The sequence below is a fragment of the Desulfosarcina sp. genome (assembly GCF_055467485.1).
Window position 1 is genome coordinate 1 of sequence record NZ_JBUOIV010000084.1, and the last position, 15,159, is coordinate 15,159.

14 protein-coding genes are annotated in these 15,159 nt (G+C 57.7%); 11 read left to right on the forward strand and 3 right to left on the reverse strand.

Annotated elements, in window-relative coordinates; translation table 11 throughout:
• The 8 genes from ACZCED_RS23135 to ACZCED_RS23170 all read left to right on the forward strand — a co-directional run.
• A partial coding sequence (locus ACZCED_RS23135) for an oligopeptide/dipeptide ABC transporter ATP-binding protein (RefSeq protein ID WP_464861876.1) occupies window positions 1-429 on the forward strand: 429 nt, incomplete at its 5' end.
• On the forward strand, window positions 422-1,468 hold the full coding sequence (locus ACZCED_RS23140; protein ID WP_464861877.1) for an ABC transporter ATP-binding protein: 1,047 nt from the start codon (window positions 422-424) through the stop codon (window positions 1,466-1,468). The genes ACZCED_RS23135 and ACZCED_RS23140, both read left to right, overlap by 8 nt.
• Before the next feature lie 43 nt (window positions 1,469-1,511).
• The gene (locus ACZCED_RS23145; protein WP_464861878.1) at window positions 1,512-3,008 is read left to right on the forward strand and encodes an ABC transporter substrate-binding protein; all 1,497 of its coding nucleotides are present in this window, start codon (window positions 1,512-1,514) and stop codon (window positions 3,006-3,008) included.
• Between the two features lie 36 nt (window positions 3,009-3,044).
• Entirely contained in the window at window positions 3,045-3,980 is a 936-nt protein-coding gene (nikB, locus tag ACZCED_RS23150; RefSeq protein WP_462968816.1) for a nickel ABC transporter permease, read from the forward strand.
• A complete protein-coding gene (locus ACZCED_RS23155) occupies window positions 3,977-4,891 on the forward strand; it encodes an ABC transporter permease (RefSeq protein ID WP_462968817.1) in 915 nt (304 codons plus the stop codon). Before nikB ends, ACZCED_RS23155 begins: the two co-directional genes overlap by 4 nt.
• 19 nt (window positions 4,892-4,910) lie before the next feature.
• Window positions 4,911-6,098: a saccharopine dehydrogenase family protein gene (locus ACZCED_RS23160; protein ID WP_464861879.1), complete on the forward strand. Its 1,188-nt coding sequence runs from the start codon at window positions 4,911-4,913 to the stop codon at window positions 6,096-6,098.
• A gap of 4 nt (window positions 6,099-6,102) precedes the next feature.
• The gene (gene dctP, locus ACZCED_RS23165) at window positions 6,103-7,296 is read left to right on the forward strand and encodes a TRAP transporter substrate-binding protein DctP (protein ID WP_464861880.1); all 1,194 of its coding nucleotides are present in this window, start codon (window positions 6,103-6,105) and stop codon (window positions 7,294-7,296) included.
• Window positions 7,293-8,651 (forward strand): MmgE/PrpD family protein, encoded by a 1,359-nt coding sequence (locus ACZCED_RS23170; protein ID WP_464861881.1) that lies wholly within the window; start codon window positions 7,293-7,295, stop codon window positions 8,649-8,651. The genes dctP and ACZCED_RS23170 overlap by 4 nt, the downstream gene beginning before the upstream one ends.
• A 91-nt stretch (window positions 8,652-8,742) precedes the next feature.
• Here ACZCED_RS23170 and ACZCED_RS23175 read toward each other — a convergent pair whose 3' ends face one another.
• On the reverse strand, window positions 8,743-8,982 hold the full coding sequence (locus ACZCED_RS23175) for a MoaD/ThiS family protein (protein ID WP_462968821.1): 240 nt from the start codon (window positions 8,980-8,982) through the stop codon (window positions 8,743-8,745).
• Window positions 8,983-9,202: 220 nt separating this feature from the next.
• Here ACZCED_RS23175 and ACZCED_RS23180 point away from each other — a divergent pair, with 220 nt between their 5' ends.
• Window positions 9,203-11,041: an aldehyde ferredoxin oxidoreductase family protein gene (locus ACZCED_RS23180; protein ID WP_462968822.1), complete on the forward strand. Its 1,839-nt coding sequence runs from the start codon at window positions 9,203-9,205 to the stop codon at window positions 11,039-11,041.
• A gap of 291 nt (window positions 11,042-11,332) precedes the next feature.
• Here the strand turns inward: ACZCED_RS23180 and ACZCED_RS23185 are convergent, their stop codons facing one another.
• Window positions 11,333-11,776, reverse strand: a complete 444-nt coding sequence (locus tag ACZCED_RS23185; protein WP_462968823.1) for a hypothetical protein — start codon at window positions 11,774-11,776, stop codon at window positions 11,333-11,335.
• A gap of 628 nt (window positions 11,777-12,404) precedes the next feature.
• Here ACZCED_RS23185 and ACZCED_RS23190 point away from each other — a divergent pair.
• Entirely contained in the window at window positions 12,405-12,677 is a 273-nt protein-coding gene (locus tag ACZCED_RS23190; protein WP_462968824.1) for a hypothetical protein, read from the forward strand.
• Between the two features lie 900 nt (window positions 12,678-13,577).
• Entirely contained in the window at window positions 13,578-14,105 is a 528-nt protein-coding gene (locus ACZCED_RS23195) for a hypothetical protein (RefSeq protein WP_464861882.1), read from the forward strand.
• Between the two features lie 127 nt (window positions 14,106-14,232).
• On the opposite strand, the gene ACZCED_RS23200 is transcribed toward ACZCED_RS23195, so the two are convergent.
• Window positions 14,233-14,829 carry a hypothetical protein gene (locus ACZCED_RS23200; RefSeq protein ID WP_464861883.1) on the reverse strand — a complete coding sequence of 199 codons (597 nt, stop codon included), beginning with the start codon at window positions 14,827-14,829 and terminating at the stop codon, window positions 14,233-14,235.
• Between the last annotated feature and the right edge of the window lie 330 nt (window positions 14,830-15,159).

Consider the following 15,159-nt stretch of genomic DNA (forward strand, 5'->3'; position numbering starts at 1 on the left):
ACGGCTCTTGACGTTACCATTCAGGCCCAGATTCTGGAATTGATGAATAAAATGCGGGAGGAGCTTCAAACGGCCATCGTGATCATCTCCCACGACCTGGGCGTGATTGCCGAGACGGCTAAGCGGGTGGCGGTCATGTACACCGGGCAGATCATGGAATCGGCCGACACGTTGTCGTTGTTCGATAATCCCCTGCATCCATACACCCGCGGCCTCATGCGTGCCATTCCTTCGCTGGAGATGAACGCGGACAAGGGCGAGCTGTATGAGATCGCGGGTGTGGTTCCAAGCTTGACCGCCCTGCCGCCGGGATGCCCGTTCAACCCCCGCTGCCCCCGGGTGGGTGACATCTGCCGTCAGCAGCTTCCGGAACTGCGTGAAGCGGCGCCCGGCCACCGGGTTGCCTGCTGGATGGTGGATCATGGCTGAACTGCTGGAAGTCTACAACATGGTCAAACACTTTCCGGTTCGCCGTGGCCTGTTGGGCAGGCGCCGGGAATATGTGCACGCCGTGGACGGCATCTCCTTTTCCGTGGACTCGGAGCAGACAATGGGCCTGGTGGGCGAATCCGGATGCGGCAAATCCACCGCCGGCCGGGCGATTCTGCGCCTGATCCGACCCACGGCCGGAGAGGTCCGTTTCAAGGGCCAAAACCTCCTGTCCATGGACGCCAAACAGGAGCGACGGATGCGACGGCAGATGCAAATGATCTTTCAGGATCCATTCGGGTCGCTCAATCCCCGCTTAACCGTGGAACGAATCGTAGAAGAGCCTTTGTTGACCCACCGGGAAGGCAACGGCAGGGAGCGGCGTGAGCGGGTGGCCGAAATCCTGCGCATCGTCGGCCTGCTTCCCGAGCACATGAAGCGGTTTCCCCACGAATTTTCAGGGGGTCAGCGACAGCGCATCATGATCGCACGTGCGCTTGTCCTGCAGCCCGAACTGATCATCTGCGACGAGCCGGTCTCGGCCCTGGACGTGTCTGTACAGGCCCAGATCATCAATCTGATGGTCCGGCTCCAGCGCGAGTTTAAGTTCTCTTATATCGTCATTTCCCACGATCTTAGCGTTATCCGCTACGTCAGTCACAAGGTGGCTGTGATGTATCTGGGACAGATTGTGGAAATGGCGCCAGCTGCAGTCCTTTACGCGACACCGCGCCACCCTTACACGCTGGCGCTGCTGTCGGCCGTGCCGGTGCCGGATCCGCGATACAAGCGGCAGCGGATCATCCTGAGCGGCGATGTACCTTCGCCGATCAATCCACCGGCGGGATGCCGGTTTCACCCGCGCTGCCCTCGGCGCATGGACATTTGTGAACAAACGGCCCCCTTCATGCGGGAAATCGGCCAACAGCATGTGGTGGCCTGTCATCTATACACCGACGGACCGGAGTGGCGCCCCGCCCCTCCCGGAAAGCCGATAAAAGCCGCCGCCCGATCCGGAGCATCGGCGGCCGAAAATTAGGAAACGATCATACTCACAACCCAACAAAAAAGGAGGTTCAGTCATGAAAAGATGGTCACTTTTTAGCCTGGTGGCATTGATGGCTCTCGCCCTGGCGACATCCCCGTTGCCGGCAGCAGCCAAGGACTCACTGGTCGTGATGCAGGAGGCAGAGCCCGTCGGTCTTGATCTGATGCAAAGCTCCATCCAGACCACCATGAGCGTGTGCTATAATATCCACGACACCCTGTTCCACCCCCAGGAAGACGCAACCGTTCTGCCAGCCCTGGCGGAAAAGTGGGAAAAAGTCGACGATCTGACCTGGAAGATCACCCTGCGCAAGGATGCCGTTTTTCACAATGGCGAACCGGTTAACGCCGCCGCGGTGAAATTTTCCTACGACCGGATCAACAGCGAGGAAGTCAAGAGCCCCCACAAGGGCAAGCTGTCAGCCTTCACCGAGCTGAATGTAATCGACGATCACACCTTCACCATCAAAACCCAGGAACCTTATGCACCCGGTCTTTACATGCTGGGATACTACCTGCCTGTCGTTCCGCCCAAGTATGTCCAGGAAGTCGGCGACGAAAAGTACAACACCGATCCTGTCGGTAGCGGACCCTATCGGCTGAAGAAGTGGGTCCGGGGTGAGGAGATCGTGCTTGAGGCCTTCGACAAGTACTACGGCCCCCAACCGGCCTACAAGACAGTGGTTTTCAAGGCCAACCCGGAGGAAGCCTCCCGCATCGCCTCCCAACTCACCGGCGAAGCCGATGTCATCAGCGGGGTACCGGTCCACCAACGCAAGAAGCTTCAGGATTCCGGCAAGGCTTACCTGACCCCGCAGATGGGCGTGATGCCCTATCTGGGAATCAATACCTACGAGGCGCCCTTCAACGACGTCCGGGTTCGCCAAGCGCTCAACTACGCCATTGACAGGGTACTGATCGGCAAAGCCCTGTTCGACGGCAAAGCCATCATCTGCGCCGGCCCCATCAGCCCCCGTACTTTTGGCCACAGCCCCAAACTCAAACCTTACGCTTACGATCCGGCCAAGGCCAAAAAACTCCTCAAGGAGGCCGGTCACCCCGATGGTGTCACGGTGCGCCTGGCTTACCCCACCTACATGTCCCAGATTCAGGAACAGGCCGAAGCCATCGCCGCCAACATGACCAAAGCCGGCTTCAAGGTCACCCTGGAGCCGTTCGAGCGGGCTGTGATGTGGGAACGCTACAAGGGCAAACAACACCAGCTCTTCATCTACTGGTGGGATGATGCCCCCGAACCGGACCGCTACATGTACTCCCTGTTCCACTCCAAGAGCCGCGACTACTATTACAAGAACACGGCCGTGGATGAACTGCTCGACAAGGGCCGTACGATCATGGACCGCGCCGAGCGGGCCAAGGTCTATGCCCAGATCGACGAAATGCTCTACCAGGACGCCCCCTGGGCATTTCTGTATGTGGTGCCCGAGGTTTTCGGCGTAGCCAACGACGTCGACTACCAAGGCCGCCGGGACGGTTTCCTGAACATGCGTTACGCCAAACCGAAGAAGTAAAACCAACTCTGCGGGGCCGCCCCGTGCGGCCCCGCCATGGACGTCATGCTGCAATATCTTTTTAAACGCCTCTGGCACACGGTGTTCGTACTCATCGGCATTTCGATGATCAGCTTTTTTTTCATCCACTTGTCCGGTGATCCGGTGTTGCTTATGCTGCCGGCCGACGCCTCCCACCAGGAGACCGAGACCCTGCGGGAGCAGCTCGGATTCAACGACCCCATCCACGTGCAGTACGTGCGCTTTGCCTGGCAGGCGGTCCGGGGAGAGTTCGGCAATTCACTCTACTACAAGGTCCCGGCCATGGAACTGATCCTCGAGCGTCTGCCGGCCAGCCTCGAGTTGGCAATGGCCGCCATGCTGATCGCCCTGCTGGTGGCGGTGCCCATCGGCATTGTCTCTGCGGTGCGCCGGGGGTCACTGTTGGACATGGGGAGCATGCTCGGTGCGCTCTTCGGCCTCTCCATGCCCCATTTCTGGCTGGGGATCATGATGATCCTGTTGTTCTCGGTGAAACTGGGCTGGCTGCCCACCTCGGGACGGGGCACCCTGGCACACCTGGTAATGCCGGCCCTGGCGCTAGGAATGAGCCTGATGGCCATGTTTGCCCGGCTTACGCGTTCGGTGATGCTCGAGGTTCTGAGCTTGGATTACATCCGCACAGCCCGCTCCAAGGGGCTCCGGGAACCGGTCGTTATCTACAAACACGCTTTTAAGAACGCGCTGATTCCCATCGTGACCGTAGCGGGGATGCAGTTCGGCTTTCTGCTGGGGGGTACGGTGATCATTGAGACCGTCTTCGCCTGGCCGGGGGTGGGCCGCCTGGTGGTCCAGGCCATCTTCAACCGTGACTACCCTCTGGTACAGGCAACCGTACTGGTGCTGTCGGTTATTTTCGTGGCGGTGAACTTTCTGGTGGATATGCTTTACATGTACCTTGATCCACAGATCAACTATTTCGAGGATAAATGAACGCCATTAATTCCGCCAAAGCGTCCCTGTTCGAAGCCATCGAGCCCCGGCTGCGGTTCATGGCCGAAACCGTCCGGGAGGTGGTCCGGCGTCCCAGTGCCATGGTCGGCGGGATAATGATCGCAATGGTGCTTCTGGTGAGCCTATCCTTTCCGGTCTTCTATCCGGTGGACCCTCTGGAACAGGAACTGATGGCCCGCTTCACGCCGCCGGTTTGGCAGGACGGCGGCAACTGGGATTACCCCCTGGGGACCGACAACTTGGGTCGCGACGTGCTGGCGCGGCTTTTATACGGCAGCCGCGTATCGCTCTTGGTGGGATTTGCGGCCGTTCTGGTGGCCGAGATGGCGGGGATTTTGCTGGGCCTGTTCTCAGGTTATTACGGCGGAAAACTCGACAGTCTGATCATGCGGGTCGCGGATATATTCATGGCCTACCCTTTCATGTTGTTGACCATATCGGTCATCGCGGTACTGGGAAACTCCATTTTCAACCTGATTCTGGTGCTGGGACTGGCCGACTGGGTGACCTACGCCCGCACTATCCGCGGCAGCGTATTGTCCCTGAAGGAAAAAGAGTTTGTGGAAGCCTCCCGGGCCATCGGGACTCCCCACCGGGTAATCATCTTTCGTCACATTCTGCCCAACGTTATTTCCCCGATGCTGGTGCTGGGCACCCTGCGCGTGGCCAACATCATCGTATGGGAAAGCGGCCTGTCCTTTTTGGGCATGGGGGTGCCGCCGCCGATGCCAACCTGGGGGCGGATGCTGGCCGAAGGACGAGTTTACATTACCGACGCCTGGTGGCTGGTGACCCTGCCAGGCCTGGCCATCATGGTGACAATTTTGTCCATCAACCTGCTGGGGGACGGGCTGCGTGATGCTCTCGATCCGCGGCTTCGTAACATTTGACAACTGAGAGGAAAATTAAATGAACAAGGTACTGGTGCTCGGTCTCGGGTTGCAGGGCAAAGCCGTGATACACGACCTGGAACAGGGGGAGCTGGTTTCCGAGATTGTGGTCGCGGACATGGATCTGGACGCGACACGAGGCTATCTCGAGCGCAAAGGATACACCCGCAGCCGAGCAGTGGCGCTGGATGCCTCCCGTGAAGAGCAACTGCTGAAACTGATCGAATCTGTCGGTCCCCAGGTTACCATCTGCATGCTGCCGGCTGATTTCAACTACCCCATCGCTAGTGCCGCCCTGACAGCCGGGTGCCATTTTGTCAGCAGCAGCTATGCCGGCAGGGTGGCAGAACTGGACGCGGACGCTCGCGTTCGGGGGGTCACCATTCTCCCGGAAATGGGGATGGATCCGGGAATCGACCTGGTCCTGGGGCGGCTGGCCGTGGACGAACTGGACGAAGTTCACGGCATGTACTCATACGGGGCAGGCCTGCCGGAGCCTGATTGCGCCGGGGACAACCCGCTGCACTACAAGATCACCTGGACTTTCGACGGCGTGCTCAAAGCCTACAAGCGCCCGGCCCGGGTCCTGCGGAACGGACAGGAAGTGTCGATCCCCGGGGAGCATATTTTCAGGGACGAGCATGGCCATTCCGTTGAAGTGGCCGGATTGGGACTGCTGGAAGCCTACCCCAACGGAGATGCTATTCATTTCATCAAGGTGTTCAACCTCGGCTCCGAGGTCAAGGATATGGGCCGCTTTGCGCTGCGCTATCCCGGCCACTGCCGCTTCTGGTCGGTGATGGCCGAGATGGGTTTTTTGGACGACACCCCCATGCCGGCGGCGAACGGGACGATATCACCCCGGCAGTTTCTGGTTCGACACCTGACGCCTAAACTGCAGTTTGCCGAAAACGAACGCGACATGGTTGTACTGCGGGTCACCGCATGGGGGATCAAAGACGGCAGGCAGCGCCGCGTGACATACAATCTCATCGACTACCGGGATCTGAGCACTGGCCTGTTCGCCATGAACCGCACCGTGGGTTACACCGCCAGCATCGGCGCCAGGATGATTCTGACCGGACAGATCACCGCGTCGGGGGTCCTGTCACCCACGCGGGATGTTCCGCCCCGTGAACTGCTGAGGGAACTCAAGGCCCGGGGGATGAAGCTCGACCACCGGGTAGAGGAAAGCGAGGTCGTATAACCCCATGGCAGCGAAACGCCTTCAGAGTGGCGACCTTGAAGAACGGATCCAGCTGCGGGTAGGCGCCCGGGTACGCGAACTGAGACAGGCTGCAGGCATAACTACCGTTGTTTTGGCCGAGGGGTCCGGCATCTCACAGGGGCAGCTGTCGAAGATCGAAAATGGCAAGGCGGCCTTGTCTGTGACGGTCCTGGCTCGGTTGTGCCAGTTTTTCGACCGGCCTGTGGGCTACTTGTTTCAGAGCTTCGATGAAATGCCACGGGTGCTTGGCACGCTGACCACTGTAAAGGGCCCGGAAAATGCCGGCATCCAGTGGTTTGCCGAGGAGGTGCGCCGCATCAGCGACGGCAGTCTGTCGCTTTTGCCTCTGCGTCCGTCCCAGATCGGTTCGGCCGCTGCCCAGGTTGACCAGCTCAAGGACGGGCTCATCGACCTGTTTGTGGAAGAGCCCTTTTATTACTCGACCTTTGTGCCCGGCTTCAACGCTTTTGCACTGCCGTATACTTTCCATTCCGAATCTCACCGCCGGGCGTTTATCGACAGCGCTTTCTTTCGGGAACGACTGATCGAGCCGTTGCGCCAAGCGGGCATCCGCACTATCAATAGACGGTGGAACTGGAAGAGAGGCGTTGAGTGGGTGCTTGCCGCCAGCCAGCCCCTGGTGACGCCCGGCGATCTTCGCGGGCTCAAGGTCCGTATAGTAGAAAGTGATTTGATGCGACGGTTCTGGCGGGCTCTGGGAGCGCGACCGGTGGCGGTTCCCTGGGCGGAGGTCAGTGCAGCCCTGCGATCCAGAGACATCGATGTGTTACCCACCCACAGGGCGCACCTTTATCCACTGAAATTTTGCCGGCATATGCGTTTCGTAACGCTGTTGGGTGACCTGCCCCCGGTGCTGAGCGTGGCAGTAAACGAAGCCAAATACCAGGTTCTGCGGCCCGACATTCAGAACACCCTGCTGGAGGCCTGCGATCGGGCCGGTGATTTTTTCAGTGAACACGTGCGGCTGTCCGAAGCCAAAAACGAAGCGCTGAACATCGCCCGCTTCAAGGCGGCCTATCTCAAAGTCGCTCTTGACCCCTGGCGAGTCACCGTTGCGAGGGTCCGCAGCGATTTGCTGGCCGAGGGGCTGCTCGATCCGGAAACCACCGCGGCGATAGCCGCCGTCCATCCCATAGAAGGCGAACCGCTGCAATGAACCGATGGACCACCTGCATTCTGGCCGAATACGTCCACGATATGGCTGCCAGTGCGCCGTGTACTGCTGCTGCCCGGGCCGCCGGCAATGTCCTGATCGACCTGATCGGGTGCGCCGCGGCCGGATACACATTTCCCGCATCCAAAGCCGCCCGGCATACTGTGCGGCGTCTCTACGCTTCGGGATCAGCAACGCTATGGTTCACCAGCGACCGACGCCGTGCCGAAGGGGCCGCCATGGCAAACAGCACCGCCGCCAGCGCTTTGGACCTGGACGACGGCCACCGGCAGGCCGGCGGTCATCCTGGAGCGGCAGTCATTCCGGCAGTGCTGGCAGTGGCACCGGCTGTGGACGCCAACGGCCTGGATGTCATCAGAGCTTTGTCTGCCGGTTACGAGGTGGCCGTACGCGTGTCCGCGGCCCGTGACTTCACCCGGTTAGACACCTTGTCCACCGGCCGCTGGGGCGCCTACGGCGTGGTCGCTGGCGCCGGTTTATTGGCCAGGGACACGCCGAAAATTTTGGAGACGGCCTTTTCCATTGCCGGGGTTTTGTCACCGGGGCTGTCGGCCGCCGGCTACAGCACGGTGATGGGCAACCAGGTCAAGGAGGGCATTCCCTGGTCGGTAATGACCGGCCTGACAGCCCTGGAACTATCCCGGCAGGGACTCACCGGCCCCCTGGACATTCTGGACCATCCTGACTACTTCGACGCAACCGCCATCACAGACGGGCTTGCGAACGGCAGCGCAATGACTGCGGTCTATTTCAAACCCTATGCTTGCTGCCGGTGGATCCACGCGGCCATCGATGCAATGGCCGAACTGGTCACCGGCGGCGCGATCACCCCGGGCGACATCCGAGCCGTGGATGTATATACCTTCGAGCGGGCGCTGCGGCTGAACAACTACGCCGATCCCGATACCCTCGAAGGTGCTCAGTATAGCCTGCCCTTCTGTCTGGCGGTAACCGCCTACGGAGGGGCGGAAGCCTTGTTGCCACTTTCTCCCGAATGGCTCCACCGGCCGACGGCCACCACTCTCGCCGCACGGGTGCGCCTGCATGTCGATCCCGTGTTGGACGCTTGTTTCCCGGCTGAAACCGGGGCCAGAGTCTGCCTGGAAACGGCCGCCGGCCGGGTGGAACAGACGGTTCGGTATCCCCTGGGGGATCCGGCCAACCCCATGGATCGGACCCGGCTGACAAGCAAGTTCCGGCGGCTGGCCGCAGGGTTGATGGCCCCGACGGAACAGGACCGCATACTGTCGGCCATCGAGGGACTGCCGGATCTTGAGACCGTGGAACCAATCCTGAGCTGTCTCCGGAAACCGGAAGCCGGTGACCAGATTATATAAAAGCTGTTCCTCGCCTTGTTCGGAAGCGCTTTGGACAAAGCTCTCGAAGGGGACATCGCGGACCACGCTTTAGAGATGCTTGACGTCAGCCTTAACCGCCTGCGATGGAAGAAAAGAACACCAGCGTGTCACCTTCGGCCAGGCGAGTTTCCAAACGGGCCACGCGGCCGTTGATGAAGAGGACCAACGCCGCCAGTTTTTCCTTGGGTACACCCAGGCGCTGCAGAACGCCGCGGACCGTCTCTCCATCAGCCAGCGCCAGTCGTCCCTCATCTGCAAGGCACGCGGTGAGCGGCTTTAACTCATGGTAGCTTTTAATGATAATGTTCACTGTTTTACAGATATTGCTCCATTATGAACCCAAGACCCACGCCGGGACACAGTGAGTAACGCTCCGGGAGCCATGGGGACCGGCTACTGACAAGTTGTATAATCCGGACCTTTTTAACAAATCAAGGTTTTGTGTGTTTCAATGACAATCCTTTGATGACCAGGCGCGGCAACAGCATCGTCGCGGCAGGCACTGAAATTGAAACCAAGGGAGGTCGATCATGCATGGATGGGCAGGAAAAATCATACGGGTGAACATGACTGCGGGCACTGTCGGTGATCAAGACCTGGACCCGGCAATGGCCCGGGATTACATCGGCGGCCGAGGATTCGGTATCCATACACTGCTGGCGGAGCTGGATCCTGACTGCGATCCTCTGGGGCCAGGTAACATCCTGGTCATGGCCGCCGGCCCGCTGACGGGAACCCTGGCGCCCACGGGTGCCCGTTACATGGTCACCACCAAGTCTCCCCTTACCGGAGCCATCACTTGCTCGAACTCCGGGGGTAAATTTCCGGCAGCGCTCAAACAGAGCGGCATCGACATGATTATTTTTACCGGAAAAGCCCCCGAGCCGGTTTACCTGTGGATTGATGAAGGCCGCTCGGAACTGCGGCCAGCCGCCCACCTGTGGGGAAGAAACTCCCATGAGACTGAAGCTTCGCTGCAACGGGAAACCCGTCCGCAGGCGAGGGTGGCCTGCATCGGTCCGGCCGGTGAACATGGCGTGCTGTTCGCCTCCATCATGAACGACCGCGACCGGGCCGCCGGACGCTCGGGTGCCGGGGCCGTGATGGGATCGAAGAACCTGAAAGCCGTTGCGGTGTATGGCAATACGCCCGTGCCACTCTTCGACAAGGAAGGCTTCAAGGAATCGGTCAAAAAGTTCAACCGTAAATTTTCCGACACCTACAAGGGCGACCCGCCGCCGCTGCGGACTTACGGAACTGCCGCCACAATTACGGGCACCCAGACCGTTGGTGCTTTGCCCACCCGCAACTTCCAGCAAGGGACTTTCGAAGGATGGGAAGCCATCGGCGGACAAGCCCTGACCGAAAAGTACCTCGTCAAGCACAAGGCCTGTCACGCCTGTCCCATCGGATGCGGCCGGGTTACCCGGGTAAAAGAGCCGGGATACGAAGGCCAGGGAGAAGGACCGGAATACGAAACCATCTACGCCATGGGTTCCAACTGCGGGATCGACAACCTGGCGGCCATCACCAAGGCCAACTACATCTGCAACGAACAAGGTATGGACACGATCACCATGGGCAGCACGATTGCCTGCGCCATGGAGATGTTCGAAAAGGGTATCATCACCGAAGCAGACGTCGGTATGCCCCTGCACTTCGGCGATGCTGATGCCCTCGTAAAACTGACCCGGATGACGGCGGAAAAAAAGGGGTTTGGAGAATTGCTGTCCACGGGCAGCCTACGGTTGGCAAAGCACTTTGGCCATCCGGAGTTCTCCATCACGGCCAAGGGACAGGAATTTGCGGGCTACGAACCTCGCGCAGAACAGGGCATGGGCTTGGCCTATGCAACATCCCCGATCGGCGCGTCCCACATGCGCGGCGATCCGGCCTACATCGAGATCCTGGGCGTTCCCTTCCAGGTGGATCCCCTCACGTGGGACGACAAGGCCCAGCTGGTGAAGGACTGGCAGGACACGTTTGCGGTAATCGATGCCGCTGGCCTGTGTGTATTCTTCTCGGTGCGCAACTTGGTGCTGCCTGAACGGGCCATCCGCCCCGACGGGATCACCGAACTGCTCAACGCCGCCACCGGCGCCGGCTACAGCCTCGAGGAAGTGTGCCAGGCCGGCGAACGGATCTTCAACGCCGAGCGACTATTCCTGTTACGCGCCGGTTTCTCTCGCAAAGACGACACGCTACCGTCACGCATCCTCGAACAACCCCTGCCCGACGGACCGGCCAAGGGGATGATCTGCCATCTCGGCGAAATGCTGCCAGATTACTTCCGATTTCGAGGGTGGGATGAAAATGGCCGCCCAACGCCAGAAAAGTTGCGGGAGCTGGGACTATCAGGCATCATCTGACAAAAATATCTGGAGTCCGGATCGATTTCCCGCAAATCGTCTCTGCAGAGCAAACCGCCCCGTGCAACCATTATTAAATATCGCGCCAGGATATTTTTTTTTGGGGGGAACAACATTGCCAACGAGGTCAAGGGCTCGAATAGAGGGTTATGTTGAGGATTGAAACCATTACGTCCAACGCCAAAATCGCCCGAAAAAGACATTCGTGGATTCAAACTATTTAAAAAGCGTTTAACCATTTGTTTCTAAATGATTTCTTTCATAACGGCCGTTGCCTTGCCACCCTGAAGGTCAGTTCTCCTTGACGGGCCTACACACACCAAACACGACATAGGCCACGCCATCGCCAGATGCGGCAAGAACGGCACGTCCGTCTTTTTGCGATATTGCCAGGCTCCAAGCCAAACCATCCTCTACCCCTTCGACCCCTTCATCGACACCTTGGATCACTGTCTTGTTCTCGACGATCGTAACACGATCAATTGAAATTCTTCTTCTTACCATGCTGTCACTTGAGGGAAGAATCACCTTGGCGTTGAAGTCAATCAGGAATTTTTTCGGAAGGCCGACGGTGTCGGGATCGACATCATCTGCGATCGTGTATTGATTGATTTGTACGACTTTTCCGATGGTTCCAGACAGTGGCGTCGACCCATCGAAATCACCGGCAAAAGCGGCAACGGTCAATCCGATCAGTCCTGTCACAACAACCATAACCTTGAGGTGTTTGAACATTTATGTCCTCTACAAAACATCGTTATTACATCAACCTGATGAATAGGTTGGGTTTTATCACGACTTTTTTCCTGTTGTTCTTCCGCTATTTTCCAACAGCCGTTTCGCTCACTGTTGGGCCAGGATATCCAATTCTGCTAAGCAGGCAAGGGATCCGGCCAGCAAAAGCGGGCCACCCATGCGATTATTGAACCCTACCCGTCGCTTGCTGCCGGGAATGTGTTCGCTACCGCGGTTCAATGGGAGTCCGCTCCACAGATTTGATCGGCGCAGCAGCCCTCCCCCATCTATAAGAGCCGTTTTACGCTCTGGGCGGCGAGAAAGTCGAAAATTTTTTAAAAAGGCAACGGCGCCGACCAATGCGATCACGCCTGCAATAGGGTATTAAATATCCATGTCTGATGCAATCCATTCCTGATTGAGTTAGCACGCAGGATGGCATGCATGTGTTAGTGTTTGATTAGGACGCTTTGCCTTTGGAAAATCATTATCCTAGCACTTTCCTAACAATTCGGCGCTACCTTCAGCGGCTCTTAGCGGCAAGCATGGATGTCGCCAGTCCAATCCCACGGCGCTGGTATCGAACCATTTTCCAAGCAGGTGGTATTGCCATCTGAAGGAGCCTCGCATGATATCCGACAATTGCAGCATCGAAGAGTTCGTCGAGAAAGTAAAAGACAGAAAAACATGGGAAGTGCTTTCCCAGGCAATCGATGAAGCCACGCGGGCCGACCGTATGTTTTTGCGAGCCCATTCTCACGACGGCAAAGCGCTGCGCTGCGGCCAAACCTATTCGAAACACTTGAAGCAGCTGATCAATTATTTACGGTACGCAGTAAAACCCCGACGCCCCGACAACAAGACCTACCGCCTTTACATGGCCCATTGGGGAAACGTCTGAATCCTTCCGCCGCTGCACCAGCGAAACCCGCCGGGATTTTTTTCTGCCGCAACATGCCCATCCGGCTTCGTTCATGAAGACCGGCATGCCCACCCGACATTCCCATCTGATCGGATTGAACCCTCCCCGCGGCAAGCCGCGGGGAATGTTCTGCCGGCAGCGGCAGTGCTGCGCAGCACCGTAAGGATGAAAGTCGATTTCCTGTTCGCTCGCTGTCGCGTTTCACGATGAGGATACTCGCCGAGGCTCAGGAGGATCACGGTCGGTAAAGCGGCCCTTTCCCATGTTTCTTTTGGTCTTCCGCACAGGGTTCCCAATTTAAGAAGCTTTGGTTCAAGGCGATTCCGTATTTCAATTATGAAAACCCGGGGCACCGGCTGCGCAATTCCTTGGTGAGGTCCCTCCAGACCATTGGCCAGCCTTTTGTCTGAGACCCGGCCGACAATCCTTTCCGGTATTGATCAACGATATCACAGGCGGACTTTTCAAGGTCTTGTTCAACGGTCATCTTGGGATCTTTTCTTTTTCCTGTGGCCGGTATTGATTAAGCGCCGCATCCCGGCATCCCTCGTGGGTCATCATGTGCGATGTATTGCCTACTTGTCGATTGTTAGAATTTTATTAGGATGATAATTATCCAGGATTCGAAGAAACGATGCGGACAGAGCGAATCTTACAATGCCTTTTCTCGGCACATCCAATGAAAAAAGGGCTTGAATTTGTTGAGCAGCATACCCATGATGGATTTTGGTTAAAGCCCCCCGCGGCCTCGATAAGAGAGATCTCTGCTCGGCTCCGATAAGCCGCAAATCGTGTTCTGCCGCAACGGCAGCGCTGCGCGGCAGCGTGTGATAGCAAAATCGCAAATCAGTTGGATGGGTTCAAAGGAGGGCAGGTAGGATGGCAACCCTCACTGCAAGACTGAGACTGAACCGATGGAAGCAGGTACTGCCGATTTGTCTGCTTGTGGTTTGCGGCTGCACCGCCCCGCACTACCTCTGGCCGCAAAAAGATATCGGTTTTCATGAAATCAACCGGGCCGACTTGGACAAACGCCTGCTGATCGCCTCACCGGACAGTGAATTCAAACGTGCCGTTGTCAAAACGATCTCAACTGCATTCCAGGATCAAGCGGTCTATGTAAAAATCATCGGTATTGCCGGCCTGCCGCTCGAAGATGCCAACCGGTATTCCGCCGTTGTCCTGATCAATACCTGCATGGGGTGGACAATCGACAGGACGGTGAAGCAGTTCCTGGACACATACGGCGACCTGCCTTCCATCATCGTGTTGACGACATCAGACAGTGGTTTTGTGTTTAAGGAGTTGGAGAATCGTCGGATAGATGCCATGTCATCGGCCTCGATCAAAGCCGACGCCGATCCGATTGCCAGGGAACTCATCGCCAAAATCAAACGGCATTTATAGATGGTGCATGAACACCCCCGGCATCGGCTGGCGCTGCGTGCGTCAGGATCCGCATGGAGGGACGATGGGCGCCATTACCAGGGAAAAGAACAGCGCCGTGCCGATAGACCGGACCGGTCGTTACCGATCACTTCTCGAGGTTGGCCTTGAGCAGGTCGAGCCCCTCCTCCCGGGCGTGCAGGATGGTCTTGATGTCGACCCCCTGCAGTTCGGTCCGTTTCAGGATGTGTTCCTTCAGGGCATTGCGGTATTTAAGATATTCATCCCTGCCCGCGATGTTCGGAATGACCGTTTCGGTATAAAGAAAATCTTCGATGGAGCGGTTTTTGCCGTTGGCGTTGCCTTCGGTCAGGTCGACCCGATGCTCACCGTCGGCCAGAAAGCAGTGGATCATCGGCACGTACGGCAGGCCGTATTTGTCGAGAATAGGGTCGGTGCCGGTGACGATCTTTTCGGTCATGGCATAGATGCCGATGTTCTTCTCCACCAACAGATTCAATTCCACCGCCAGGGTGGCGATCACGGCGTGCTTGGTGGTGCAGGTGCCCATTTTCTCTTCGAATAGAATCATCAGGTCGTCGCGGTCCGAATTGTAGCCGTAGGGCAGTTCATGCACCCAGCGGCAGGCTGACCGGAAGGTATCGATGCCACGTTGTAAGAAAACCTCCGATACCGGGCCGAAAGACCCGATGGGTGAATCCGGGAAAACGCTGTATGTATCCATGGAATCCCTCTTATCGTGGGGTTGATCGAAGCAGGCATAGGATGGCCGGTTGACCCGAGTTCATCGCTTCGCCCTCCTGGTCAAGGTGGAACCCGGCACCACCTTGAGCGCCAGGAGTATGCCACACCTAAACTAAGTCTTTCTATCTATCAATCAATCCCTGAAAACGAATCCGTTTTGCCGGTCTGAGCGATCCCAAGTCCTCACCGCCCATCAAAGCGCTTGATAGTTGTCGGAGGGTGAAGGATAAATACATAACGTATGCCGGATCACCAACGAGGCCGATTAAATGAATGTTGAAAGGACTGTCTCAAGGCAGGTTTTTGCGTT